The 22,808-nt window shown below is 62.9% G+C and carries 24 protein-coding genes; 20 read left to right on the top strand and 4 right to left on the bottom strand.

The window, feature by feature from the left end; genetic code table 11:
• Positions 1–14: 14 nt before the first annotated feature.
• The 19 genes from fliE to flhB all read left to right on the top strand — a co-directional run bounded on the left by fliE (position 15) and on the right by flhB (position 16,050).
• Complete coding sequence (gene fliE, locus K419_RS0107205) at positions 15–329, top strand: flagellar hook-basal body complex protein FliE (RefSeq protein WP_026840994.1); 315 nt, start codon at positions 15–17, stop codon at positions 327–329.
• 117 nt (positions 330–446) lie between these two features.
• Positions 447–2,018: a flagellar basal-body MS-ring/collar protein FliF gene (gene fliF, locus K419_RS0107200; RefSeq protein ID WP_026840993.1), complete on the top strand. Its 1,572-nt coding sequence runs from the start codon at positions 447–449 to the stop codon at positions 2,016–2,018.
• Positions 2,019–2,044: 26 nt separating this feature from the next.
• Complete coding sequence (gene fliG / locus K419_RS0107195) at positions 2,045–3,037, top strand: flagellar motor switch protein FliG (protein ID WP_026840992.1); 993 nt, start codon at positions 2,045–2,047, stop codon at positions 3,035–3,037.
• A complete protein-coding gene (locus K419_RS0107190) occupies positions 3,024–3,737 on the top strand; it encodes a FliH/SctL family protein (RefSeq protein WP_026840991.1) in 714 nt (237 codons plus the stop codon). Before fliG ends, K419_RS0107190 begins: the two co-directional genes overlap by 14 nt.
• Positions 3,738–3,750: 13 nt before the next feature.
• Positions 3,751–5,034: a flagellar protein export ATPase FliI gene (gene fliI / locus K419_RS0107185; RefSeq protein WP_035497003.1), complete on the top strand. Its 1,284-nt coding sequence runs from the start codon at positions 3,751–3,753 to the stop codon at positions 5,032–5,034.
• Between the two features lie 95 nt (positions 5,035–5,129).
• Entirely contained in the window at positions 5,130–5,567 is a 438-nt protein-coding gene (gene fliJ / locus K419_RS0107180; protein WP_026840990.1) for a flagellar export protein FliJ, read from the top strand.
• Complete coding sequence (locus K419_RS0107175; RefSeq protein WP_026840989.1) at positions 5,564–6,058, top strand: MotE family protein; 495 nt, start codon at positions 5,564–5,566, stop codon at positions 6,056–6,058. Before fliJ ends, K419_RS0107175 begins: the two co-directional genes overlap by 4 nt.
• A 168-nt stretch (positions 6,059–6,226) precedes the next feature.
• Positions 6,227–8,191 (top strand): flagellar hook-length control protein FliK, encoded by a 1,965-nt coding sequence (locus tag K419_RS0107170; RefSeq protein ID WP_026840988.1) that lies wholly within the window; start codon positions 6,227–6,229, stop codon positions 8,189–8,191.
• Positions 8,192–8,208: 17 nt separating this feature from the next.
• Positions 8,209–8,874: a flagellar hook assembly protein FlgD gene (locus K419_RS0107165; protein ID WP_026840987.1), complete on the top strand. Its 666-nt coding sequence runs from the start codon at positions 8,209–8,211 to the stop codon at positions 8,872–8,874.
• Positions 8,875–8,876: 2 nt separating this feature from the next.
• Positions 8,877–9,269, top strand: a complete 393-nt coding sequence (locus tag K419_RS0107160; protein WP_012532258.1) for a TIGR02530 family flagellar biosynthesis protein — start codon at positions 8,877–8,879, stop codon at positions 9,267–9,269.
• Positions 9,270–9,376: 107 nt separating this feature from the next.
• Complete coding sequence (locus K419_RS0107155) at positions 9,377–10,261, top strand: flagellar hook-basal body protein (protein ID WP_026840986.1); 885 nt, start codon at positions 9,377–9,379, stop codon at positions 10,259–10,261.
• A 495-nt stretch (positions 10,262–10,756) separates the two neighbouring features.
• A complete protein-coding gene (locus K419_RS0107150; protein ID WP_012532256.1) occupies positions 10,757–11,281 on the top strand; it encodes a flagellar basal body-associated FliL family protein in 525 nt (174 codons plus the stop codon).
• A 12-nt stretch (positions 11,282–11,293) separates the two neighbouring features.
• Positions 11,294–12,271 carry a flagellar motor switch protein FliM gene (gene fliM, locus K419_RS0107145; RefSeq protein ID WP_026840985.1) on the top strand — a complete coding sequence of 326 codons (978 nt, stop codon included), beginning with the start codon at positions 11,294–11,296 and terminating at the stop codon, positions 12,269–12,271.
• Positions 12,268–12,573, top strand: coding sequence for a flagellar motor switch protein FliN (gene fliN, locus K419_RS21745; protein ID WP_012532254.1), 306 nt, complete (start codon positions 12,268–12,270; stop codon positions 12,571–12,573). Before fliM ends, fliN begins: the two co-directional genes overlap by 4 nt.
• A gap of 11 nt (positions 12,574–12,584) precedes the next feature.
• A complete protein-coding gene (gene fliO / locus K419_RS0107135; protein WP_226377648.1) occupies positions 12,585–13,049 on the top strand; it encodes a flagellar biosynthetic protein FliO in 465 nt (154 codons plus the stop codon).
• 11 nt (positions 13,050–13,060) lie between these two features.
• Positions 13,061–13,804 (top strand): flagellar type III secretion system pore protein FliP, encoded by a 744-nt coding sequence (fliP, locus tag K419_RS0107130; protein ID WP_026840983.1) that lies wholly within the window; start codon positions 13,061–13,063, stop codon positions 13,802–13,804.
• A 116-nt stretch (positions 13,805–13,920) separates the two neighbouring features.
• Positions 13,921–14,190, top strand: coding sequence for a flagellar biosynthesis protein FliQ (gene fliQ / locus K419_RS0107125; protein ID WP_012532251.1), 270 nt, complete (start codon positions 13,921–13,923; stop codon positions 14,188–14,190).
• Positions 14,191–14,193: 3 nt separating this feature from the next.
• Positions 14,194–14,979 (top strand): flagellar biosynthetic protein FliR, encoded by a 786-nt coding sequence (gene fliR, locus K419_RS0107120; protein ID WP_026840982.1) that lies wholly within the window; start codon positions 14,194–14,196, stop codon positions 14,977–14,979.
• 9 nt (positions 14,980–14,988) lie between these two features.
• The gene (flhB, locus tag K419_RS0107115; RefSeq protein ID WP_026840981.1) at positions 14,989–16,050 is read left to right on the top strand and encodes a flagellar biosynthesis protein FlhB; all 1,062 of its coding nucleotides are present in this window, start codon (positions 14,989–14,991) and stop codon (positions 16,048–16,050) included.
• Between the two features lie 47 nt (positions 16,051–16,097).
• Here flhB and glgP read toward each other — a convergent pair whose 3' ends face one another.
• Genes glgP through K419_RS0107100 form a run of 3 tightly spaced genes read right to left on the bottom strand, consistent with a single transcriptional unit; the run spans position 16,098 to position 21,498 of the window.
• Positions 16,098–18,650, bottom strand: a complete 2,553-nt coding sequence (glgP, locus tag K419_RS0107110) for an alpha-glucan family phosphorylase (RefSeq protein ID WP_026840980.1) — start codon at positions 18,648–18,650, stop codon at positions 16,098–16,100.
• Between the two features lie 23 nt (positions 18,651–18,673).
• Positions 18,674–20,041, bottom strand: a complete 1,368-nt coding sequence (locus K419_RS0107105) for a sigma-54-dependent transcriptional regulator (RefSeq protein WP_026840979.1) — start codon at positions 20,039–20,041, stop codon at positions 18,674–18,676.
• A 50-nt stretch (positions 20,042–20,091) separates the two neighbouring features.
• Positions 20,092–21,498, bottom strand: coding sequence for a sensor histidine kinase (locus K419_RS0107100; protein ID WP_026840978.1), 1,407 nt, complete (start codon positions 21,496–21,498; stop codon positions 20,092–20,094).
• 196 nt (positions 21,499–21,694) lie between these two features.
• Between K419_RS0107100 and K419_RS0107095 the strand changes: the two genes are divergently transcribed.
• Positions 21,695–21,892: a hypothetical protein gene (locus K419_RS0107095; RefSeq protein ID WP_026840977.1), complete on the top strand. Its 198-nt coding sequence runs from the start codon at positions 21,695–21,697 to the stop codon at positions 21,890–21,892.
• Positions 21,893–21,894: 2 nt separating this feature from the next.
• On the opposite strand, the gene K419_RS0107090 is transcribed toward K419_RS0107095, so the two are convergent.
• Positions 21,895–22,746 (bottom strand): HDOD domain-containing protein, encoded by an 852-nt coding sequence (locus tag K419_RS0107090; protein ID WP_026840976.1) that lies wholly within the window; start codon positions 22,744–22,746, stop codon positions 21,895–21,897.
• Between the last annotated feature and the right edge of the window lie 62 nt (positions 22,747–22,808).

Raw genomic sequence — 22,808 nt, 5'->3', positions numbered from 1 at the left:
TCAGGAGGCATTAGATGGAAATTTCCGCACTTACCAAGGTCAGCGGCCTCTCCGAGGCCTTTCTCGCCGCCGGGGCAACCGGCGCTGCGGGGGTACAGCAAAGCCCCACCGTCAGCTTCGGCAATTTCCTGGACGAGATGGTCGGAAAGGTGGGCGAGCTGCAAAAAACAGCGGACCAGTCGATCCAGGGGCTTGCCACCGGCGAGTCCAAGGGGCTGCACGAGGTGATGCTGGCGGTGGAGAAGGCGAGCATCTCCTTCCAGATGCTCACCCAGGTAAGGAACAAGGCGGTAGAGGCCTACCAGGAGATCATGAGGATGCCTGTCTAGAGGCAGATTGAGATTGAGATTAAGATTAAGATTGAGGAAAACCTTGGTTGGGCTGGTGCCTGAAAGGTTTTCTCTTAATCTCAATCTCAATCTTGATCTGTAGTTTTTGGAGACACCATGCCGGAAGGCCTTAAAAAACTGCTGGAACCTTTTCTCGCCCTCTCGACCGCCAAGCGGCTCGTGGTAGGCGGGGTGGCGCTCGCCTCCCTGCTCGGCTTCGCCGCGCTGATCGCCGTGGCCAACAAGACCGACTACCGTCCGCTGTTCGCCAACCTGACCCAGGAGGACGCCGGCGAGATCGTCAAAAAATTGAAGGAACAAAAGGTCCCGTACCAGATATCCCCGGACGGCAAGGCGATCCTCGTCCCCTCGGACAACGTCTACGACCTGCGGCTCTCTCTGGCCAGCGACGGGCTCCCCCAGGGGGGGGGCGTCGGCTTCGAGATCTTCGACCGGAAGAACTTCGGCATGACCGAGTTCGTGCAGAAGCTCAACTACCAGCGCGCGCTGCAGGGCGAGCTGGGGCGCACCATCGCCCAGATCGCCGGCGTGGAGTCGGCCCGGGTGCACCTGGCCCTGCCGGAGAAGGCGCTGTTCAAGGATCAGGAAAAGCCCGCCACCGCCTCCGTGGTGCTCAAGATGAAGTCGAACCGGCAGCTTAGGGAGGGGGAGGTGCAGGGGATCGTGCACCTGGTCGCCTCCTCCATCGAGGGGATGGACCCGGAGCAGGTGACCGTCCTGGATACCCGGGGCAAGGTCCTCTCCTCCCATTCCCCCAACGACCCGACCAGCAAGGTGGCCGGCGCCCGCCAGGACACCCAGCGCGCCTTCGAGAAGACGGAGGAGGAGAAGCTGCAGTCGCTTCTGGACCGCGTGGTAGGCTCGGGGAAATCCGTTGCGCGCGTCTCGGCGAGCTTCGACTTCAAGCAGGTCGAGAAGTACGAGGAGCGCTACGACCCGGAAAGCGCTGCGGTGAGAAGCGAGCAAAGAAGCGAGGAGAAGGGGGGGACCAGCAGCACCGCCAGCGGCGTCCCCGGCGTCCAGTCCAACATGGGGCGCGCCCAGGGTGCCGCGGGGGCCACCACCGGCGGCGGTTCCAAGACCGACGAGACGCTGAACTACGAGGTGAGCCGCTCCACCGCGAGGATCATCGAGCCGGTGGGGTCGCTCTCCAAGGTGTCGGTGGCCATCCTCGTGGACGGTAAGTACGAGCTCTCGCCGGGGGCCAAGCCGGGCGCCACCCCGAAGTACCAGCCGAGGAGCCCCGACGAGATGCAGAAGATCGAGTCGCTGGTGAAAAGCGCGGTCGGCTTCAACGCCGAACGCGGCGACCAGGTCACCGTGGCCAACATCCCCTTCCAGGAGACCGGGGACCAGGGTGGGGAGCAGACGGCCTGGTACGACGCACCGATCGTGCAGACGCTGATCAAAAACGGGCTGATCGGGCTCGCTTTCCTGGCGCTGCTCTTCTACGTGATCCGTCCGCTCATGAAGATGCTCAAGATCGAGAAAGCGGCCCACCACTTCCTCCCCATCCAGGACGACGCGGAGCAGCAGCAGATGCTCGAGATGCAGAAGGTCGAGCACGAGAAGATGAGAGTCACCCAGCTCGAGCTGGTCGAGAAGGTGAAGCAGGACCCCTACCAGGCAGCCCAGATCCTTCAGAACTGGCTAACGCGCAAGGACTAGATGAAAGCCATAAGAGAGGTGCCCGCATGACCGGAGCGGAGAAGTCCGCCATACTCCTTTTGTACCTGGGCCCCGAGGCGACCGCGAAGGTGTTCTCCCACATGGACGACGGGGACATCAAGAGGATCAGCCAGAGCATGTCCAAGCTCGGGCACGTGCCGCGCGAGGAGATCGCGCAGGTGGTGGCCGAATTCACCGATATCACCAACCCGGAAACCGGGTTCTTCTCGCAGGGGGAGGAGTTCGTCAAGAAGATCCTCGAGAAGGCGCTGGGGCCCTTGCGCGCCGAGACGCTTTTGCAGGAGATCCGCACCTCCGGCATCGGCGACATGGCGGACATCCTTTCCACCATGGACGCGCGCACCATCGCCAACTTCTTTTCCCAGGAGCATCCCCAGACCATCGCCGTGGTTCTTGCCAAGTTGAAACCCAAGCAGACCAGCGAGATCATAGCCCTCCTGCCGCAGGAGCTGCAGGCCGAGGTGGTGATCAGGATCGCCGAGGTGGACCAGGTCTCCCCGGAGATCCTGGCCGAGATCGACGAGGTGATCCGGGTCGAGCTCACCGCTTTGGGCGGGGTGCAGCGGTTCAAGGTCGGCGGCGTAGAGAAGGTGGTCGACATGTTTGCGCACCTGGACAGAAGCCGCGAAAAGAAGATCCTGGACAAGCTCGACACCATGAACCCGCCGCTGGCGGAGGTGATCAGGAAGCACCTGTTCACCTTCGAGGACATCTTCAAGCTGGACGACCGCGCCATCCAGTCCATCATGAGGGAGATATCCAACGACACGCTGACGCTCGCCATGAAGACCTCGGTGGACGAGGTGAAGGACAAGATCTTCCGCAACATCTCCAGCCGCGCCGCCGAGATGATCAAGGAGGACCTGGAGGTCATGGGGCCGGTGCGCCTCTCCGACGTGGAGAAGGCGCAGAGCGAGATCATCAAGATCGTCCGGAAGATGGAGGAGGAAGGGAAGGTGGTCATCGCGGGACGCGGGGCGGAAGATGTCCTCGTCTAAGATCATCAGAAGGGGTTGCGAATCGTCCCCGTTTCTCTTGGGACCGCTGGGCGCCCCCCTGGCGCCGGCCCCGGAGAAGGAGGAGTTCCGCGCGGTCCGGCTGGGAGCCCCGGAGCCCGAGCCCGAGCCCGAGCTGGAAGAGGAGCCGGAGCCCCCTCCCCCCTGCATCCCGGAGGAGGAGGCGGTGAGGCGCATCCAGCAGGCGCACGCCGAAGGTTTCAAGAAGGGGAGGCAGCAGGCCGAGGAGGATCTGGCCAAGGTCGGCGAGGCGCTGGCCCAGGGGCTTCTCTCCATCGGAACGCTCAGGGGGCAGTTATTGCGCGAGGCCGAGGAAGACCTCCTGAAGCTCTCGGTGCTGATCGCCCGCAAGGTGATGATGCGCGAGCTGACGCTCGACCCGGGGATGGTGATTGGGCTGGTGCAGGGGGCCCTGGAACTCGCCTCGGAAGAGGGGGAGATCCTGGTGCGGCTGAACCCCGAGGAGTACCAGGTGGTGGCCTACTCGCCGCAGTTCGAGGCGCTTTCCCGGGAAAGAAAGCGCATCACCCTGAGGGAAGATCCCATCCTCCCCCCCGCCGGCTGCATCGTGGAGACGGTGCGCGGCAACATCGAGGCCGGGATCGAGGCGCAACTGGAGGAGATCTTCCGCAGGCTCTGCGAGGAGCGCAACGCCCAGCGCGAGGTGGAACCTGGTGATTAATCTCTCGCGCTACATGCCGGTGGTCGAAGGGGCGAAGCCGGTGCGCTTCCACGGCAAGGTGACCCAGGTGGTGGGGCTCGTCATCGAGGGGTATTGCCCCGAGACCGCCGTCGGGAGCGTCTGCGAGGTCCATTCCGAGGGGCACGCCCCGATCCCCGCCGAGGTGGTCGGCTTCCGTGAGAACAAGACGCTCCTGATGCCTTTGGGCGAGCTGCGCGGGGTAGGGCTCGGTTCGGTGATCTCGGTCCGGCGCGAGAAGGCGGCGCTGGGTGTGGGACCGGCCCTTTTGGGGCGGGTGATCGACGGGCTGGGGCAGCCGATCGACGACAAGGGTCCCATAGAGGTCGCCGACGAATACCCCATCTACGCGCTCCCGGTGAACCCGATGAAAAGGCGTCCCATAAGGAAGCCGCTGAACCTGGGCATTCGCGCCATCAACGGGCTTTTGACCTGCGGCGAGGGGCAGAGGGTCGGGATCATGGCGGGCTCGGGCGTCGGCAAGTCGACCCTTTTGGGTATGATCGCCCGCTACACCGAGGCCGACGTCAACGTGATCGCCCTGATCGGCGAGCGCGGCAGGGAGCTCAGGGAATTCATCGAGAAGGACCTGCAAAAGGAGGGGTTGAGGAAATCGGTCGTGGTGGTGGCAACCAGCGACCAGCCCCCCCTGGTCCGCATGCGCGGGGCGTACATAGCGACCACCATAGCCGAGTACTTCCAGGCCCAGGGGAAGAAGGTGCTCCTGATGATGGACTCGGCTACCCGGTTCGCCATGGCGATGCGCGAGGTGGGGCTTGCCATCGGCGAGCCTCCCACCACCAAGGGGTACACCCCTTCAGTCTTTGCCGCGCTGCCGAGGCTTTTGGAGCGGACCGGCAACTTCCAGGGAGGGAGCATCACCGGCCTGTACACGGTTCTCGTCGAGGGGGACGACTTCAACGAGCCGATCTCCGACGCCATGAGGAGCATCCTGGACGGGCACATCATCCTGACCCGCGAGCTTGCGGCGCGCAACATCTACCCCCCGATCGACCTGATGAACAGCGCCAGCCGCGTCATGTCCGACGTAGCCACCAAGGAGCACAAGGCGCTCGCCGGGAGGTTCAAGGAGCTCCTGGCCACCTACCGGCAGGCCGAGGACATGATCAACATCGGCGCCTACAAGAGCGGGAGCAACCCGAAGATAGACTATGCCGTTGCCAAGATGGAGCAGATGATCGGCTATCTGAAGCAGGACGTGGGGGACGAGGTGAACTTCGAGGAATCGATAGCCGCCCTGGAGCGGATTTTCGAATGAATCGAGACCGGCTCGGCTCGAACCCTGCAGGAACAAGGTGGATTTAGCAAGATGTTTGGCAAGAAGGTGGGCTTGGTGTAAGGGGAGGGTTGGCCATGGCTGGACCGGAATTCAGGCTGGAACAGGTGCTCAAGTTCCGCAAGGAAGTCGAAAAGATGCACCAGCTGGAACTTGCGACGGCAAAGCAGCAGCACGAGACGGCGCGTGAAAGGCTCAGGAGCGAGAAGGCGCTCATGGAGCGGCTCGCGCAGGAATGCGCCCAGCGGCAGGCGGGGGGGATCGAGGCGAAGGACCTCCAGCTCTACGGCGACTTCACCAGGCGCAAGGCGCACGAGATCCAGCAGCTGAGGGAATCCCTGACCACGCTGGAGAAGGCGGTGCACGAGAAGCGGGAGGCGCTTTTGGTCGCCTCCAAGGAGAAGAAGGCGCTCGAGGTGTTCAAGGAGAAGAAGATGCGCGACCTGAGGATGGAGCAGCTCTACAAGGAGCGGGCTTTCCTGGACGAGATAGCGGTGCAGAGGGGGCAGAAGTGACGAAGGTGCTGCTCACGCTGGCGCTGGTTTTCCTGGCGCTGAACCTTTTCGGAGGGTTCCATATGGGCCCGGGGGCCGATGCGGCCGAGGTGAGAACGGTGCCGGCGAAGCCGCCCGCCAACGACGCCGCCGCCCTGGAGGCGAAGCGTCAGCAACTGGCCCAGAAGGAGGCGCAACTGCAGGCGAAGGAGGCGGCGCTGAAACAGCTTTCGGCGCAGCTGGACTCCCGGGTCAAGGAACTGAACCTGGCCAAGAAGGGGATCGAGGAGTCGCTGGTCGCCAAGAAGAAGCAGGACGACGAACGCTACAAGAAGATGATCAAGATCTACAAGGGGCTGAAGCCCCAGGACGCGGCGGACCTCCTGAACAAGCTGGACGACAAGATCGTGATCGAGATGCTGAACCTCATGGACCAGAAGACGGCGGTCAAGCTGATCCCGCTACTCACCCAGCCCAGGGTGCTGGAGTGGACCCGCCTGAACCTGCAATAGATCTAAAGCCGTCAGTCAGGGAAGAGGAGTCCGGGAACAACCGGTAAACCTGGTATGGGTGATTCGGAATCGGGCTCTTCGCTGGCCGACGGCTTGCAAGTATCGGTTTTCAGCGTGGGCGATGGAAAGCGCCCCGCTTATGTCGGAAAAAGAGGAGGTGAAAGAACCATGATGATAGCAAACGCAACATTGGCAACAGAAGCAGTACCGGCCGCCGCATCGGCGCCGGGATCGGGAACCGCCGCGACGGCGGGGGAAGGGGGCGGCCTCTTTCAGCAGCTGCTGCAGGGGATGCAACCGGCCGGCTCCGGGGAAAAGGGAGCTGCGGCCACGGCAGTTCCTGCCGCGCAGCCGGAAGACGGCGCCGCTAAAAAGGAGGTTGCGGAGCAGATGTACGCGGCAAACCTCGTCCTGCCCGAAACGGCGCAGGAAGGATCCGCCGCGAACCTGGCAGGGCAAAGGTCCGCGACCGGCGGTGCCAGGCTGCAGCTGGTGATGACCTGGCAGGCGCTGAAGAGCGGCCTGGCGGCGAAACCGGAACAGGGGGCGACCCCTGCCGGCGCGGAAACGGCTGCGTCAGAAGTGGCGACGGCAGGGAAGACGCTGCCGGAGTTGGAAACCGTCACTACGGACGGCGAAGGGGATGAAGAGGCGCCGGTGCAGGCGGCTTCGCCCACGCCGGCCGGGCAGGAAATGGCGGCAGCAGCAGTGGTGGCACAACCCGCCCCCAAGGCGGCAGCAGTGGAACCGGGCGCAGTACCGCGCGGGCTGGAAGTAGCCGCAGGAAAGGTGGAGGCCGCCCGGGAGCGTAGAGGTACCGAGGCTCAGGTCTCAGCGGGCGCCAACGCGCTCACTCAGCTGGATGGATTGCAGCAAAAGGCTCTCGAGCGGCAGGCGGTGGAGCGGCCTGAGGCGCAGATAGCCGCTGCACAGGAGGAAAAGGCGGTGCTCCCGGAAGCGGGTCAGCTGCAGCAGCCCGCCTCAATGAAGCTCGGCCAGAAGGCAGAGCAGGCGGAACTCCCGCAGGGGAAAGGGAGAGCCTTGACCGGCGCCACAGAAGCGGCGCAGCAGGCGAAAGCGCCTCAGCCTGATGGCGCTGCGCATCCTGAACTTTCGGCACAGGCGATGGCAACCCGGGCTCCCGAAGCCGGGACGACAGCGGCAGCGGGGTTCGTGGCAACGCAGTTCAAGGGTGCCGCCTCGGCCCCGGTAGGTGAACCGGCGCCGGATGCAACGCAGGAGCAACAGGCAACGACCGGCAGCAACCCCGGGACTGCCGAGGTGACGGCGCAGGCCGCCCCCAAGGCGAAGGTCCAGGGCGAGGTAATCCATCCGCAGCAGGGGGCAAACCCCGAGGCATCCCGCCCGGAGGCGGCCCAGACCGCCGAAAGGACGGCGGTTAGAAGGGATTTGCAGCACGGGGACGAGAAGCGCGTCCCGGTTCAGGGAGCCGAGAACGCCGGCCAACCGGCGGCGGCCGGTGCAGCCGTACAGGATCTCTCCGGCGCCAAGGGAGCCCCGGTCGTAACCGCGGCAATAACACCCGAGCAACTGCGCGGGGCCGAAGGGTCCCAGTTCAAGCAGCAGGGACACCAGCAGCAAGGGCAGGAGAGCCAGAACGCCCAGCTTCAAGGCGCCGCGGTAGGGGCGCAGGGGAGCACGGCGGAAACGGCGGCACCCGAATCCCACCAGACCGCCACCCGCAGCGCGCTGCATGAGCATATCCTTTCCCAGGTGAAGGAAGGTGTGGTGACCCATGACGGCAAAGGAAACGGCCAGATGAGCATCAGGCTCAACCCGGGGGAACTGGGCGAGCTGAAGATCCAGGTGCGCATGGAGGACAACCGGCTCAAGGTCGAAGTCCAGGCGGACAACCGCATGGTCAAGGACCTCTTGATGAGCAACCTGGACTCCCTGAAGGAGGCCCTTTCCGGCAAGGATCTCGCCATGGACGGGTTCAACGTCTCCACCGGCAGCGGCGGCTTCCAGCAGCCGCTTTACGAGGAGAGGGCGAACCAGCGGCAGCAATCCGCCTCCAGGTTCGCTCGGGGGGGAGGTTACGGCGCCCCGCAGGAGACCCAAGTCAATTATCTGACGGCGGAGGTCAACAACCTGCTGGACGTGAGATTCTGATCACAGGAGGCAAGAAAATGGTTACAGACGTAACATCTACCGCGACCACGGCAGCGGCGCAGGCGGAGATGAAAAAGTCGACCGGCATGAACAAGGACGACTTTCTCAAGCTCTTCGTGACCCAGCTGCAGAACCAGGACCCGCTCAACCCGCAGGACGGAACCCAGTTCATTTCGCAACTGGCCCAACTGACCCAGGTCGAGCAGGCCTACAACACCAACAGCAACCTGCAGAACATGCTGAACCAGGGGAGCAACTCGGCCACTTTAGCCGCCGTCACCCTGATCGGCAAGCAGGTGGAGGCACAGGGAAACCAGCTGGAACTGAAATCGGGGAGCCCGTCCACCATCCAGTACAAGCTGGACAGCGCGGCGGACCAGGTCACCGTAACGGTCGCCGATCAAAGCGGCAAGGTGGTGAGGACACTTTCCGGCGGCAGCAAGGGCGCCGGGGTTGGGAGCGTCGCCTGGGACGGCACCGACGATGCGGGGAATCAGCTGGCGGCGGGCGCCTACAGCTTCAGCGTATCCGCAAAGACCGCCTCCGGCAGTAACGTCACCGCCGCGGGGTTGGTTTCGGGCAAGGTGGACGGCGTGGACATGTCCGGCGCGAGCCCGGTGCTCTCCATCGGGGCGCTCAAGCTGAAGCTTACCGAGGTGACTTCCGTTAGCGGGGGAGCCTAGCCATGATCGACAACAGCATCCTGTTTCCACAACCGATCCAGGCTCCGGTCAAGCCCAGGCCAAACGTCAACCAGCCGGCCGGTAAAAGCGTCGGGAGCAGCACCCCTTTCGCCCAGGTACTGGACCAGAAACTGACCGGGCAGCCGGTCCGCCTCTCCCAGCACGCGCAGGAAAGGCTCAAGTCCCGCGGCATCACCCTCTCCGACAGCGACATGGAGCAGCTTAAGGGGGCGGTGGACAGCGTGGCGCAAAAGGGGGGGAAGGAATCCCTGATCATGATGGGGGACGCGGCGCTGGTGGTCAGCGTCAAAAACCGGACAGTGGTCACCGCAATGGACCGGCAGAGCATGAAAGGGAACGTTTTCACCAACATCGATTCGGCGGTTTTTTTCTAGAGACCGGGATCCAAACTGCAACGGGCTGGCCCTCCAGAAGGAAAGCCCAAGGGACGCCGACCGATTGACGCGTCCCGAAAACCAAGAACAGCCTGAGGAGGCAAAAAATGAGCGTAACTTCCGCACTTTATACCGGCGTCAGCGGCCTGCTTCAAAACGGCGAGGCCATGAACGTGATCGGCAACAACATCTCCAACGTCAACACCGTCGGCTACAAGGGTGCGCGCACCCTCTTCTCCGACATGCTTTCCCAGAACATCGGCAACGACTCCCAGATCGGCAAGGGGGTGCAGATGCAGGTGGTGCAGAACGTCTTCTCCCAGGGTTCCACCCAGACCTCCGAGAACGTCACCGACCTGGCCATCCAGGGGAACAGCTTCTTCGCCCTGAAGCCGCCGACCGCGGCCGCCCCGGTGGCAAGGCAAAGCGACGCCTTCCTCTCCCGCGCCGGCGCCTTCAAAACCGACAGCAACCTCTACCTGGTGAACCCGGACGGGTACCAGGTGCTCGATACCGCCGGCAACCCGATCCAGTTCCTCAACACCAAGGCCGCCCCCACCACCGACTTCGGCAAGGTCCTGAGCATCGACAACACCGGCCTGATCACCTACCTCGCCACCGACGGGATCACCCAGAACTACTACAGCACCTCCGGCGCGGCAGGGGTCGCCACCACCCCCGCCGCCGCACTCGCCGCGCAGAAGATCGCCGTGGTAACCGCTGCCGACACCTCAGGGCTGAAGAAGGTCGGCGGCTCGCTGTACCAGGCGACGACCGATGCCGGCGTCTCGACTGCGGCTTTCTCGCAGGCAGCCAACAAGCCCAACGGGGTCAGCGAGACCATCCTCTCCAACACCCTGGAGCAGAGTACCGTCGACCTCGCCAACGAGTTCGTCAAGATGATCACCACCCAGAGGGCCTACTCGGCCAACTCCAAGACCATCACCACCTCCGACCAGATGACCCAGGAAGTGCTGAACCTGATCCGTTAGCGGCGGATCCAGCAGGAACCGAAGGGGCGCGGCGCAAGCCGCGCCCCCCCACCTGGAGCTGCGCCGCCGGCGTTGTCGGAGCCCTGACGCGCTCCTCGCCTTCCCGCACCCCCTGTATCTTTACCCTTGTCACCACCTGCAGGCGTCCCGTGGCTTCCGGCCGCTCTGCGCCTTGTCGCGTCTGCTGCGCGCCCAAACCCTGCCTGCCGCGGCCCCGGGCCTTGGCTGCGCAGTTCCCGGTCAGGTTATTGGCAACTCTTTTGCCCGGTCAAAATGTTGACTCCCCGGGACTTCCCCCGCTTTCCCGCTGTTAATTCCACGCTGCTAATCCCCGTTGCAACCTTCCGTAAAATAAGGGGAGTTTTCGCCTGCGCCCCCTGGCGAAAACCATAGTCCCCCGGATTTATCCCCTTCCCGCCGCGATCTGGCACCGCCGTTGCAAAGGTGTTCATTCCGAATACACCAGCTTGAGCTGCTTTAAAAGGAGAACCGGGTATGGCCGAACAGGCGAAGGCGCAGGACGCCCCACCGAAGGACAACAAGAAGCTCTTCATCATCATCGGCGCCGTGGTGGCGGTACTCGCCATCGGGGGGGGAGCGGCTCTTTTCCTCGGCGGCAAGAAGGGTGAGAAGGCTCCGGAAGGCGCCAAGGTCGAGGCCAAGGCGGAAGGGGGAGGGCACGGCGCGCCCGCCAAGGAAGGAGAGGGCGCCGCAGCCGGCGCGACTATCTATCCGCTGGAACCGTTCATAGTCAACATCTACGACGGCGCTGAGCTGCGCTACCTGAAGGTAAAGGTCGAGTTCGAGATGGCCAACCCGCAGGTGAAGCCCGAGCTGGAGGCGAAAATGGCCCCGCTTCGGGATGCCATCCTCATTTTGCTCACCACCAAGACCATGCAGGAGATCCAGGACCTGCAGGGGAAAAACCAGCTGCGGGAACAGATCCTGGCGGCGGTCTCGAAGGTGGTGCCTCCCAGCAAGATAACCAAGGTTTACTTCACGGATTTCGTGGTGCAGTAAAAGGTATCCGCGATGGAAAAACTTCTCACCAAGGAAGAAATAGATGCCCTGGTCGCGGCCGTCTTCGACGGGACCCTGGTCCCGGAAAACGAGCTGGCCAAGGAGGGGCCGCAGGCCGAGCAGTTCGACCTGCTGGACATCGAGGCGCACCGCGCCATTCCGAACCTTGACATCGTCTACGACGGCTTCATCCGGTACAACAGGGTCACCATGTCCAACCGGCTGGGGCGGATGGTGGACATCAAGAAGGAGGAGGCGGTCCCCTACAAGTTCGGGGACTTCCTGAGCGTGCTCCCGAACCCCGTCTGCATGGCGATCTACAAGATGGACCCCCTGAAGGGGGCCGCCCTCATCGCCTTCGACGCCACCTTGGTCTTCACCATCGTGGACAGCATCCTCGGGGGGAGCGGGGTCCAGCCCCAGGGGATGAACCGGCTCTTCACCTCGATCGAGCTGAGGCTCGTGGAGAAGATCGTCAAGGATGCGCTGGCGGACCTGGAGAAGGCGTGGGCGCCGCTTTGCCCCGCCACCATGAACCTGCTCCGCCTGGAGATGAACCCGCGCCTGGTCAACATCGTCCCCCCCGAGTACCAGGTGGTGACCATGTCGATGAAGATCCAGATCGAAGAGACGGTGGGGAGCATGATCCTCGCCATCCCCTTCCTGACTATCGAGCCGATCCGCGACAAGCTGAAGCGTGGCGTCCAGATGGACATGATGGCTGTGGATCCGCTCTGGTCCTACCGGCTCTCCGAGGAGCTCATGGGTGCGCCCATGGACCTCTCGGTCGAGATGGGGGGGGCGACCATCTCGCTTTCGGACCTGCTGCACTTGACGCCGGGAGACACCATCATGCTGGAGGCAAGCGGCAAGGACGAACTGACGGTGAAGGTGGGCGGCACCAAGAAGTTCATGGGGATCGCCGGGGTAAGCGGCGGCAACAAGGCAGTACAGATAACCCGGGCCCTGACTGCAGGAGGTGAAGATTGAGCGAAAAACTCGCTTTGGAAGACGAGAAGGAAGTACCCCAGCCGAAGAATCTGGATTTCATCATGGATATACCGCTGCAGCTGACCGTGGAGCTTGGTAGAAGCAAGCTCCTGGTGCGCGACGTGCTGCAGTTGAACCAGGGGTCGGTGGTGGAGCTCACCAAGCTCGCCGGCGAACCGCTGGACGTCTTCGTGAATTCGAAGCTGGTGGCCCGGGGCGAGGCGGTGGTGGTGAACGACAAGTTCGGCATCCGGCTCCTCGACATCGTGAGCCCCAACGAGAGGGTGGACAAGGTGCTATGAGAAAGCTCCCGTTGTCGATTACAGCGGCGGTTTCCCTGTCGCCGGCCGCGGCGCTGGCGCAGCAGGGGGAGGCGGGCCCGGAGCTCATGGGGAGCCTCGCGCAGATGGTCGGGTCCCTGATCCTGGTGATCGGGATCATCCTCGTCCTCTACTACCTGGCCGGACGCCTGATGAAGGTGCCGCAGGGGGGAGGGGCGCGCTACATCCGGGTGGTCGAGACCAGGCACCTCGCGCCTAAGAAGTCGCTGATGCTGGTCGAGGTGGGGGGTGAGTACCTCCTTCTGAGCAACAGCGGCGAGGGGGTCAGCCTGATCAAGCAGGTGGAGATGCTGGAGGAGATAGAGGTGGTGGAAGAGCGGGGCTACGGCACGCTGATCCCGTTCCCTTTGAGAAACAAGCTGAAAAACATTCCAGGCGCGGGAGCGCGCGGGAAGATGCCTCTGGGGCAGTTAAAAAAAAGTGGTGACTTTGCGTGAGAAAGAAATTTATGGCGGGAGCGCTGCTCCTCGTGCTGGCAACCCTGGTAATGGCCGGTACCGCACTGGCTGAACCCCTCTCCTTACCCACGGTGAGCGTCGGGGTCGGCAAGGTCACGAAGCCTGCCGACGTCTCCGTGGTGCTGCAGATCTTCTTCCTGATGACGGTCATCTCGCTGGCCCCGAGCCTTCTGATGATGACCACCTCCTTCACCAGGATCGTCGTGGTGCTCTCGTTCCTCCGTTCGGCGCTGGGGACCCAGCAGGCCCCCTCCAACCAGATCGTGATCGGCCTTTCCCTGTTCCTTACCTTCTTCATCATGGCGCCGGTCTGGCAGCAGGTGAACGCCAACGCGCTGCAGCCTTACCGGGCCTCGCAGATAACCCAGGAGGAGGCGGTGAAAAGGGGGGTGGCCCCCTTGAGGAAGTTCATGCTTTCCCAGGTGCGCGAGAAGGACCTGGCGCTCTTCATCAACCTCTCCAAGCTTCCCAGGCCCAAAAACGCCGACGACATCCCGACCCTGACCCTGATCCCGGCCTACATGGTGAGCGAGCTGAAGACCGCCTTCCAGATCGGCTTTTTGATCTTCATCCCCTTCCTGGTGCTCGACATGGTGGTCGCGTCGGTCTTGATGTCCATGGGTATGATGATGCTGCCGCCGGTGATGATCTCCCTCCCCTTCAAGATCCTACTCTTCGTCCTGGTGGACGGCTGGGGTCTCGTCATCGGTTCCCTGGTGAAGAGCTTCGGGTGACCCTACCCGGTGCGCGCCTCCTGCCGGCTCTATCCAGGCGGCCGTCGACTTTGTCTTGGTCTTTGTCTTTTTCTCAATCTTAATCTCAATCTTTATCTGCTTTACTGGAGCTTAGTATGACCCCGGAAATGGTAGTCCAACTCGGCAGAAGAAGCTTCGAGGCGGTGATCCTCCTTTCGGCCCCGCTGCTCATCTGCGCCCTGGTGGTGGGCCTTCTCATCAGCATCTTCCAGGCGGTCACCTCGATCAACGAGGCGACCCTCGCCTTCGCCCCGAAGATCGTCGCCGTCATGGTGGCGATGGTGGTCTTCTTCCCCTGGATGATGATGTACATGAGCGACTTCACCCGCGAAATCTACGGCATGATCGCCAACATGAGGCATTAGCGCGTGTTCCAGAACCTGCCCCTGACATCGCTCGCCGACCTGATCCCGCTGGCCCTGGTCCTGGCGCGGGTGGCGGGGCTCTTCTCGGCGATCCCCATGTTCGGGGCGAGGCTCGTCCCCGCCCGGGTCAAAATGGGGCTCATCTTCGCCATGACCCTCCTCATCTTCCCCGTCATCAAACCCCATGCCGTGCCCAACGTCTCGGACGCGCTGGGGCTCATGCTCCTCGTGCTGCAGGAAACCCTGATCGGGCTCACCCTGGGGGCCGTTTCGCAGTTCATCTTCGCCGCGGTCGAGTTCTGCGGGCAGCTGGTCGGGACCCAGATGGGGATCAGCATGGCCGCCCAGTTCGACCCCGCCACCCAGAACAACGTCCCCACCATGGCGATCTTCCAGGGGGCGCTCGCCACCCTGCTTTTCCTCGCCTTCAACGTGCACGAGTACTTCATCCGCGGCATCGTGGACAGCTACCGGGTGGTCCCGCTCGGGGCCTGGCACGTAAGCGGCGGGCTCCTGAAGTTCCTGGTCGAGACCAGCACCGGTATCTTCATCATCGCCATCAAGCTCGCCGCCCCGGTGTCGGTGGCGCTCCTGGCCACCAGCGTCGCCCTCGGCATCGTCGCCCGCAGCTTCCCCGCCATGAACGTCTTCATGGTGAGCATGCCCCTCAACATCGGGATCGGCTTCGTCATCCTCGGCATCTCCCTTCCCGTCTTCGTGCGGGTGCTGCAGGGGAGTTTCGGGCAGGTGGTGGATCAGATGAGGACCCTCTTCAGGCTTTTGGCCTAGGAAAAGCCCATGGCAGACGAAGATAAACATTCAAAAACAGAGAAACCTACCAGTAAGAAGATAGAGGAGGCGAGGAACAAGAGCGGGGTCCCGCGCAGCCGCGAGATGACCTCCGCCGTGAGCCTGATCACCGCCATGGTTACCCTCTACGCCAGCTCCGGCCTCTTCCTGAGGACCATGAAGACCAGCATGCAGGAGATCTTCGGCGGCCTGGCGCGCCCCGAGCTCACCTATGCCGCGGTGCACACCCTGATGATCAAGGAGTTCGGCTACTTGGCCATCATGCTGGCCCCCTTTATCCTGGTGGGGATCGTTGTGGGGATAGCGGTGGAAGTGACCCAGGGGGGGGTGACGGTAAGCTCGGAGAAGATGAAGTGGGACCTGGGACGGCTGAACCCGATACAGGGGGTGGGGAGGCTTTTCAACAAGGACTCAGTTTTCGAGGTGGCGAAGTCGTTCCTGAAGATGGCGATCGTCGGCTACATGGCCTACAAGATCCTCACCGAGGAGATGGACGGGATCGTCTACCTCGTCGACCAGGACCTGATGGGGATCATGCAGTTCATCGGCCACATCTCCTTCAAGCTCGTGCTGCACACCTGCGGCGTGCTGATCGTGCTGGCGGTGCTGGATCTCGCCTTCGTGAAGTGGCGTTTCATGGAGAACCTGAAGATGACCAAGCAGGAGGTCAAGGACGAGCACAAGAACATGGAGGGGGACCCGGCCATAAAGGGGAAGATGAAGCAGAAGCAGTTCCAGATGGCCCGCCGCCGCATGAGGCAGATCATCCCCACCGCCGACGTGGTGGTCACCAACCCGACCCACTACGCGGTGGCGCTCAAGTACGACCGGCTCAAGATGGCGGCGCCGGTGGTGCTCTTCAAGGGGGTGGACCAGATGGCGCTGCAGATCAAGATCACGGCGCGGGAGAACAACGTCACCCTGGTGGAGAACCGCTTCCTGGCCCGCGAGCTCTACGCCCAGGTGGAGGAGGGGGACCAGATACCCGAGGCGCTCTTCGCCGCCGTCGCCGAGATCCTAGCCTACGTCTACAGCCTCAAAAAAAAGTGAGGCTCGCGCCCCACCTTTTCCGTTTCGCCTCTCCTTGAACCTTCCCGCTACCCCCAGAGTATCAGCCCCGGATCGTACACGGTCCCAAGCTCCGGGTGCCTGGGCATTACCCGCAGCATGAAGCCGTGCCGCCCGCAGAAGCGGCACTCCAGTTCCCCGCCGAAGTGCCCTGCCTTTTCCGGGTCTGCCGCCGGCGTAAGCGGCACGATCTCCCCCCCGATGATGGCGCCTCGGGAATCGAGCACCCCGAAATAGACCTCCACCGCGATCTCGGAAAGCGGGATCCGCCCCGGCGTGATCTGCACCGAGATGGGTAGCATCTCCCCCACCATCACCTCTTTCTGGATCTCGGCGTGGACCGCCACGATGGAAAGCTCCCCCCACATGCCGTGCAGCCGCTCCTTCCAGCGCGCCAGCTCCACCGCAAGCCTCAGGTCGTCGCGGTTCAGCCGCTCCCAGTGTTCGAAGGCGGGAAGGTAGCAGCGCCTTGCGTACTCCTGCACCATCCGGTCCGTGCTGAACACCGGGCAGAGCGTCTGCATCGAGCTCTTCATGAAGGCGGTCCAGCCGCGCGGGATGCCGTCGTTCCCCCGGTTGTAGAAAAGGGGGACGATCTCCTTCTCCAGAAGGTCGTAGATGGCGCGGCTCTCCACCTGGTTCTGGTAGGCCAGGTCGTCGTACACCTCGCCGCGCCCTATGGCCCAGCCGTTGTTCCCGCGGTACCCCTCGCACCACCAGCCGTCCAGGATGCTCAGGTTGAGGCCGCCGTTGAAGGCGACCTTCATCCCGCTGGTGCCGCTGGCCTCCAGGGGCCTGAGCGGCGTGTTGAGCCAGATGTCCACCCCCTGCACCAGGCGCCGGGCCACCGAGATGTCGTAATCCTCCAAAAAGACGATGCGGCGCCGGAACTCGGGCTGCTGCGACAGCTGCACGATCTGGCGGATCAGCTCCTTTCCCTGGTGGTCGGCGGGGTGCGCCTTCCCGGCGAATACGATCTGCACCGGCCGCTCGGGGTGGTTCAGTATCCTGAAGAGCCGCTCCTTGTCGTGCAACAGGAGCGTCCCCCGCTTGTAGGTGGCGAAGCGGCGCGCGAAGCCGATGGTGAGTATCTCCGGGTCCAGGACGTCGCCTGCCGCGTCGATCTCCTTGGCGGAGGCGTCGAGCTTCTCCAGCTGCGCCCTCAAGCTGCGGCGGGCGTAGTCGACCAGCTGCTCGGTGCCGCGCCGGTGCGTGCGCCAAAGCTCCGTGTCCGGGATGCGAGAGACCCTGCGCCAGAGCTGGTCGGCGCTTTGTTCCAGCCACCTGGTGCCGAGGAACCGGATCAACAGGCCGGTCATCTCCTCCGAGAGCCAGCTCTTCTGGTGCACCCCGTTGGTGACGTAGGTAAGCGGCAGCTGTTCCTCGGGGAGGTCAGGCCAGACGTCCGCCCACATCCTGCGCGACACCTCCCCGTGCAGTTCGCTCACCCCGTTTGAGTGGAGCGAGAGCTTCATGGCGAGCACCGCCATGCAGAAACTTTCGTTGCTCCTGCCGTGGTTCTGCATCCCCAGGGCCATGAACTGATCGCGGGAGAGCCCGAGGTTTCGGTAGTAATGGCCCATGTACTGGTCGAGGAGGTCGGGGGGGAAATGGTCGATCCCGGCCTCGACCGGCGTGTGGGTGGTGAAGACGTTGCCGCCTCTCACCGCCTCCATCGCCTCCCTGAAGGTGAGCTGGCGCTGCTCCATCAGGGAGCGGATCCGCTCCAGCGCCAGGAAGGCGGCGTGTCCCTCGTTCATGTGGCAGACGTTGGGCTCGGCCCCCAAAAGCCTCAGCGCCCGGATGCCGCCGATGCCGAGCAGGATCTCCTGCCTGATCCGCATCTCCTGATCGCCGCCGTAGAGCCTGGTGGTGATCTCACGGTCGGCGGGGGCATTCTCCTCCAGGTTCGTGTCCAGAAGGTAGAGGTTGACGCGGCCTACCTGCACTCGCCAGACCTGCACCCGCACGTTTCTCCCCGGGTACTCCAGCGAGAACGCCAGGGGCTTTCCGTCCCTGTCCTTCTCCTGGTGCAGCGGGAGGTTGTAGAAGTCGTTTTCCGGGTAGATTTCCTGCTGCCACCCTTCCAGGTTCAGGTACTGGCGGAAGTACCCCTGGCGGTACAAAAGCCCGACCCCGACCAGGGGAAGCCCCAAATCGCTGGCGGATTTGAGGTGGTCGCCCGCGAGGATGCCGAGCCCCCCGGAGTAGATGGGGAGCGACTCGTGCAGGCCGAATTCCATGGAGAAGTAGGCGATGCGGGCGCCGGAGTTGCCGTGCCGCTCGTACCAGGTGTGGGAGGAGAGGTATTCGGTAAGCCGTTCTGCTACCTGCGAGAGGTGGGACATGAACCCCTCGTCGGCCATCAGGCTCTCGAAGGTCGCCTGCTGCAGGCTTCCCAGCACCTCGAGGGGGTTGTGGCGCGTAAGGCGCCAGAGTTCGGGGTCCAGTCGTTTGAAAAGGCCGATGGCTTCGGGTTCCCAGCTCCACCAGAGGTTGTAGGCGATGCGCTGCAGCCCAGCAAGCTCCTTGGGAAGCGAGGGGACGACGGTAAATCTGTGCAGCGTTGAGCTCAGGTTCATACCGCGCTCCTGGCTACTTGAGGCTACTCCGGTTTGCCGATGCCGAATTTTTCCAACCGGTATTGCAGCGTCTTGTAGCTCATACCGAGTAGTGGTGCCGCTTTGGCGATGACCCAGTCGGTTCTCTGCATCGCCTTGACGATCAGGTCCCGTTCCAGGTTGTCGATGGATATCCCCTCGGCCGGGAAGTCGAAGGGGAGGCTCCCCGCGGGGGAGGCCTCGTGGTGCACCTCGGCCGGCAGGTCCTCGGGCTGGATGTACTCACTCTCGGCCATGAGCACGCCGCGCTCGATGACCGATTCCAGTTGCCGCACGTTGCCGGGCCAGTTGTAGTCGAGCAGGATCTTCAGCGCCGGTTTGGCGATCCCTTTCAGGGGAATGCCGCAGGAGGCGCTGTACTTCTTCAGGAAGAAGTCGGCCAGCGTCACGATGTCGTTGCCGCGCTCCCTCAGGGGAGGGAGGGGGATCCTGATCACGTTGAGCCGGTAGAAGAGGTCCTCGCGGAAGTTGCCGCGCCGGGTCTCCTGCTCCAGGTCCTTGTTGGTGGCGGAGATGATCCTGACGTCGACGGGGATGTTCACCTTCCCCCCGACCCTGCGGATCTCCTTCTCCTGTATGGCGCGCAAGAGCTTCGCCTGCATGGCGATGTTCATCTCGCCGATCTCGTCGAGGAAGACGGTCCCCCCCTCGGCTGCCTCGAAAAGGCCGATCTCCCGCGTCCCCGCGCCGGTGAAGGCCCCCTTCTCGTGCCCGAAGAGCTCGCTTTCCATCAGCGAGTCGGGAATCGCCGCGCAGTTGATGGCGAAAAAGGCCTTGTCCCTGCGGGGGCTCCCGTCGTGGATGGCGCGCGCCACCAGTTCCTTCCCCGTCCCCGACTCGCCGTAGATGAGGACCGTCGTGGAGGTGGGGGCTATCTTGTTGATGATCCGGACCACCTCGTGCATCTTCGGGTGCTCCCCGATCATGTTGGGAAGCCTTTTCGTCTCGGCGAGCTTCTTGTGCAGCGCCTTGTTTTCCTTCAAAAGCCCGATCCGCTCGAAGGCCCGCTGCACGGTGAGGATCAGGTCCTCGCGCTCCAGGGGCTTTTCGAGGTAGTCGAAAGCCCCCTTCTTCATCGCCTCCACGGCCGAGTCGATGGTGCCGTGGGCGGTCATCATCACCACGCACTGGGAGGGGTTGTCGGCCAGCACCCGCTCCATGAGCTCCATCCCTGAAATTCCCTGCATCTTGAGGTCGGTGAGGAGGAGGTCGAACTCTTCGTGCTGCAGTTGCTGCAGCGCCTCTTCACCGCCCGAGGCGGTCTGGATCTTGTACCCCATCTTGGTGAGTATGGCAGTGAGTATGTCCCGCTGCCCCTTCTCGTCGTCTACTATCAGGATGCTGCCGATCATTGCGACTCCTTGCTCCTTTTGCTCCCGTGCCCTGGGAGCGGGGCGGTGCTTTACGCCGTTGCCGCCGGGAGGGTGACCGAGAAGGTGGTCCCTTCCCCTTTCGTGCTTTGAACCGCGATGCTGCCGCCGTGCTCCCTCACGATCCGTTCGGTGATGGCGAGCCCGAGGCCGATCCCGGCCTCCTTGGTGGTGAAGTAGGGCTGAAACACCTTCTCCAGGTCCTGCGCCTCGATCCCCGTCCCCTCGTCGCTGAAGGTGAGGCGGAACTCGCCGGTTTCGGGGGCGATGCTCGCGCCGATGGTGAACTTTCCCCCTTCCGGCATCGCCTGGGTGCTGTTGCTGATGAAGTTGCACAGGCAGTTGCGCATCAGCTCCGGGTCCGCCAGCATCGGCGGCAGGTCCTCGGGTATCTCCCGCACCACTTCGATTCCCCTTTCGTCGAGCCGGTCTTTCATGAGTTGCATCGCCTTGTCCACAAGTTCAGGGTAGCTTACCCGCTGCAGGCGCAGCTTCAAGGGTCGGCCGTAATTCATGAAGTTGAGCACCATGTAGTTCGCCTTGCGCACCTCTTCCTTGATGTTGTTGGCGATCGACTCCAGATCCTGGGCCTTTTCGGGGCAGGAGGGGAGGAATTCGCTCTTCAGGTGGTCGATGGCGAGGCTTATGTAATTGAGCGGGTTCCTGATCTCGTGCGCGATCCCCGCGGCCAGCTGCCCCACCTTGGAGAGGTGCTCCGCCTCGTAGAGCCTCTTTTCGAGCAGTTCCTTTTCTTTTAGCTTCTCCACCATCTCGTTCAGGTTCTCGGCAAGCTCCCCGATCTCGTCGCCGCTCCCCCCCTGGAAGGTGACGCTCAGGTCCCCCCCGGAGACGTGCTTCACCCCTGTAGCCAGCCGGTGTATCGGCGAGGTGTAGCGGCGCGCCAGGAAGATGATCAGTATCATCCCCATCAGGAACACCATGGTGGTTGCAGCCAGGCGCCTGACGAAGTTGGCGTGCTGGATGTCGCGTATGTTGTCGAGAAGGAGGTTCACCTGCACGTAACCCAGCTGCTCGTCGCCCACGATGACCGGCACCACCAGGTCGTACGGCTTGAGCGATCCCCCGCCGCCGCCGCGGCGCGAGGCCCGCAGCCCCTTCTCCAGCTTTTTGATTTCGCGTTTTTTACCGACTTGGGCGGGATCCGAGGAGTTGATGATCTCCCCCTCGTTGTTGATGATGTTGATCTCGTTGACCCCTTTGCTCTTCGCCTGCTGGAGGTACTCGGTCAGGCGCGATGATTCGACCTCGGAGGTCAGGTCTTCCACGCTGAGCTGAATGGCCTTCGACACCACGGTGGAACTCTCCTGGATCTCCCCCACCAGGTCGTTCTGGCTGACCTGATTCAGGACGAAGAGCATCGCCGTCGCCACGATAAGCATGGTGAGCATGATCATCACCAGCTTGGTATTGAGTTTCATGAGATCCTTTCCGTATGAGTTTTCACTAAGCTCGGAAGTATACTGCGCTCACGCTAGCTGGGCAAGAGGAATGTCCTACACCGGCACGCCTGGATGAAAAACTTGGTTAATTCTCTTCCATTAGGGTTTGGTTGCTGTTAAGATGCCGTTCGGCAAGGCTTTGTCAGGGCCGGCAGCGGCGGGGGGAGGTGCGCTCATGAGTTACACGGTCGACAGGATTCCGGGCACCATCAAGATCGACCCGGACGCGGGTGGGCAGGAACGTCAGCGCAAGCGGGAACGGCCGGCGCGCCAACCGGACCGGATGGACAGCGTCAGCATCTCAGAAGAAGCGAGGCGGCGCAGTTCACTGGAAGATGGAGCGGACCGCGGGGACGGCGGGCCCGACTCCTGAAGCTAGCTGACGAACAGGGCCTTGTCATCCTGGAACGCCTTGTCGAAGGTCTCCAGTAGCTGCTGCACAGTCTCCGGGGCGATGTTCAGCAGCTGCGCCGGTTTCGAACTCGCCAGATCTATATCCTCCTCGGGTTCCCTGATCCCGATACCGAGCTTCAGGCAGAAAAGGTCGGCCAAAGCTGTGATGGCGGTAAGGTTCACTACGGTCGGATCCTCGAACTCGTCGAACTCCAGCGTGTGGTGGTATAGGATGGCGCTGGTGAGAACCTCCGGGAAGTTCCATTTCTTTATCACGTACGCTCCCACCTCGTCATGGCTGAAGGGATAGATGGTCCGTTCCGCCTGTCCGAAGGAGATCCCCTCGTTATAGCAGTGCTGCATCACTTCCTGGAATTTGTTGCGGTCCAGCGTATTCATGATGATCTTGCCGATATCGTGGAAGAGCCCGGCCAGGAACGCCTCCTCTTCGTTGGCGATGCGGGTGCGGTTGGCGATGATTCTGGCGGCGAGGCCTGCGGCGAAGGAGTGCTCCCAGAGCATCTTTTCGGTGAGCCCGTAAGGCTTGTAGACCTGCTTTACCGAGGCTGCGACCACGAGGCTTCTGAGCGTGCTGAACCCGAGGATGACGATGGCGCTGGAAAGGGTCTGAATCTGTCGGCGGCAGCCGTAAAAGGAGGAGTTGGAGATCTTGAGCACCCGCGCGGCCACGGCGGGGTCGGTCGAGACGATCTTCGCCAGCTCTTCCGCCGTCGCGTTTTCGCTCTCGATCAGTTGCATTACCTTTATGGCGACGATGGGAATGGTCGGCAGGTCCGCCGCGTTCATGATCGCTGTTTCGAGTTCTTTGTTCATGCCTGAGTTGTCCTCGCTTGGCCGGTTGCAGGTCAGGTTTCAAAATATACCAAAACGTTAGC

The sequence above is a fragment of the Citrifermentans bremense R1 genome, from assembly GCF_000426865.1.
GTDB lineage: Bacteria > Desulfobacterota > Desulfuromonadia > Geobacterales > Geobacteraceae > Geomonas > Geomonas bremensis.
This window is presented reverse-complemented; position numbering and strand designations above follow the sequence as displayed.

What these genes read in the sequence shown, in the direction of transcription:
- fliQ (WP_012532251.1), top strand. Translation starts at nt 13,921, where the DNA reads ATGACCCCGGAAATGGTAGTCCAACTCGGCAGAAGAAGCTTCGAGGCG.
- fliM (WP_026840985.1), top strand. Translation starts at nt 11,294, where the DNA reads ATGGAAAAACTTCTCACCAAGGAAGAAATAGATGCCCTGGTCGCGGCC.
- glgP (WP_026840980.1), bottom strand. Translation starts at nt 18,650, where the DNA reads ATGAACCTGAGCTCAACGCTGCACAGATTTACCGTCGTCCCCTCGCTT.
- fliJ (WP_026840990.1), top strand. Translation starts at nt 5,130, where the DNA reads ATGGCTGGACCGGAATTCAGGCTGGAACAGGTGCTCAAGTTCCGCAAG.
- K419_RS0107155 (WP_026840986.1), top strand. Translation starts at nt 9,377, where the DNA reads ATGAGCGTAACTTCCGCACTTTATACCGGCGTCAGCGGCCTGCTTCAA.
- K419_RS0107150 (WP_012532256.1), top strand. Translation starts at nt 10,757, where the DNA reads ATGGCCGAACAGGCGAAGGCGCAGGACGCCCCACCGAAGGACAACAAG.
- fliP (WP_026840983.1), top strand. Translation starts at nt 13,061, where the DNA reads ATGGCGGGAGCGCTGCTCCTCGTGCTGGCAACCCTGGTAATGGCCGGT.
- K419_RS0107100 (WP_026840978.1), bottom strand. Translation starts at nt 21,498, where the DNA reads ATGAAACTCAATACCAAGCTGGTGATGATCATGCTCACCATGCTTATC.
- fliG (WP_026840992.1), top strand. Translation starts at nt 2,045, where the DNA reads ATGACCGGAGCGGAGAAGTCCGCCATACTCCTTTTGTACCTGGGCCCC.
- K419_RS0107095 (WP_026840977.1), top strand. Translation starts at nt 21,695, where the DNA reads ATGAGTTACACGGTCGACAGGATTCCGGGCACCATCAAGATCGACCCG.
- fliI (WP_035497003.1), top strand. Translation starts at nt 3,751, where the DNA reads ATGCCGGTGGTCGAAGGGGCGAAGCCGGTGCGCTTCCACGGCAAGGTG.
- K419_RS0107170 (WP_026840988.1), top strand. Translation starts at nt 6,227, where the DNA reads ATGATGATAGCAAACGCAACATTGGCAACAGAAGCAGTACCGGCCGCC.
- flhB (WP_026840981.1), top strand. Translation starts at nt 14,989, where the DNA reads ATGGCAGACGAAGATAAACATTCAAAAACAGAGAAACCTACCAGTAAG.
- K419_RS0107105 (WP_026840979.1), bottom strand. Translation starts at nt 20,041, where the DNA reads ATGATCGGCAGCATCCTGATAGTAGACGACGAGAAGGGGCAGCGGGAC.
- fliE (WP_026840994.1), top strand. Translation starts at nt 15, where the DNA reads ATGGAAATTTCCGCACTTACCAAGGTCAGCGGCCTCTCCGAGGCCTTT.
- fliF (WP_026840993.1), top strand. Translation starts at nt 447, where the DNA reads ATGCCGGAAGGCCTTAAAAAACTGCTGGAACCTTTTCTCGCCCTCTCG.
- K419_RS0107160 (WP_012532258.1), top strand. Translation starts at nt 8,877, where the DNA reads ATGATCGACAACAGCATCCTGTTTCCACAACCGATCCAGGCTCCGGTC.
- K419_RS0107090 (WP_026840976.1), bottom strand. Translation starts at nt 22,746, where the DNA reads ATGAACAAAGAACTCGAAACAGCGATCATGAACGCGGCGGACCTGCCG.
- K419_RS0107190 (WP_026840991.1), top strand. Translation starts at nt 3,024, where the DNA reads ATGTCCTCGTCTAAGATCATCAGAAGGGGTTGCGAATCGTCCCCGTTT.
- K419_RS0107165 (WP_026840987.1), top strand. Translation starts at nt 8,209, where the DNA reads ATGGTTACAGACGTAACATCTACCGCGACCACGGCAGCGGCGCAGGCG.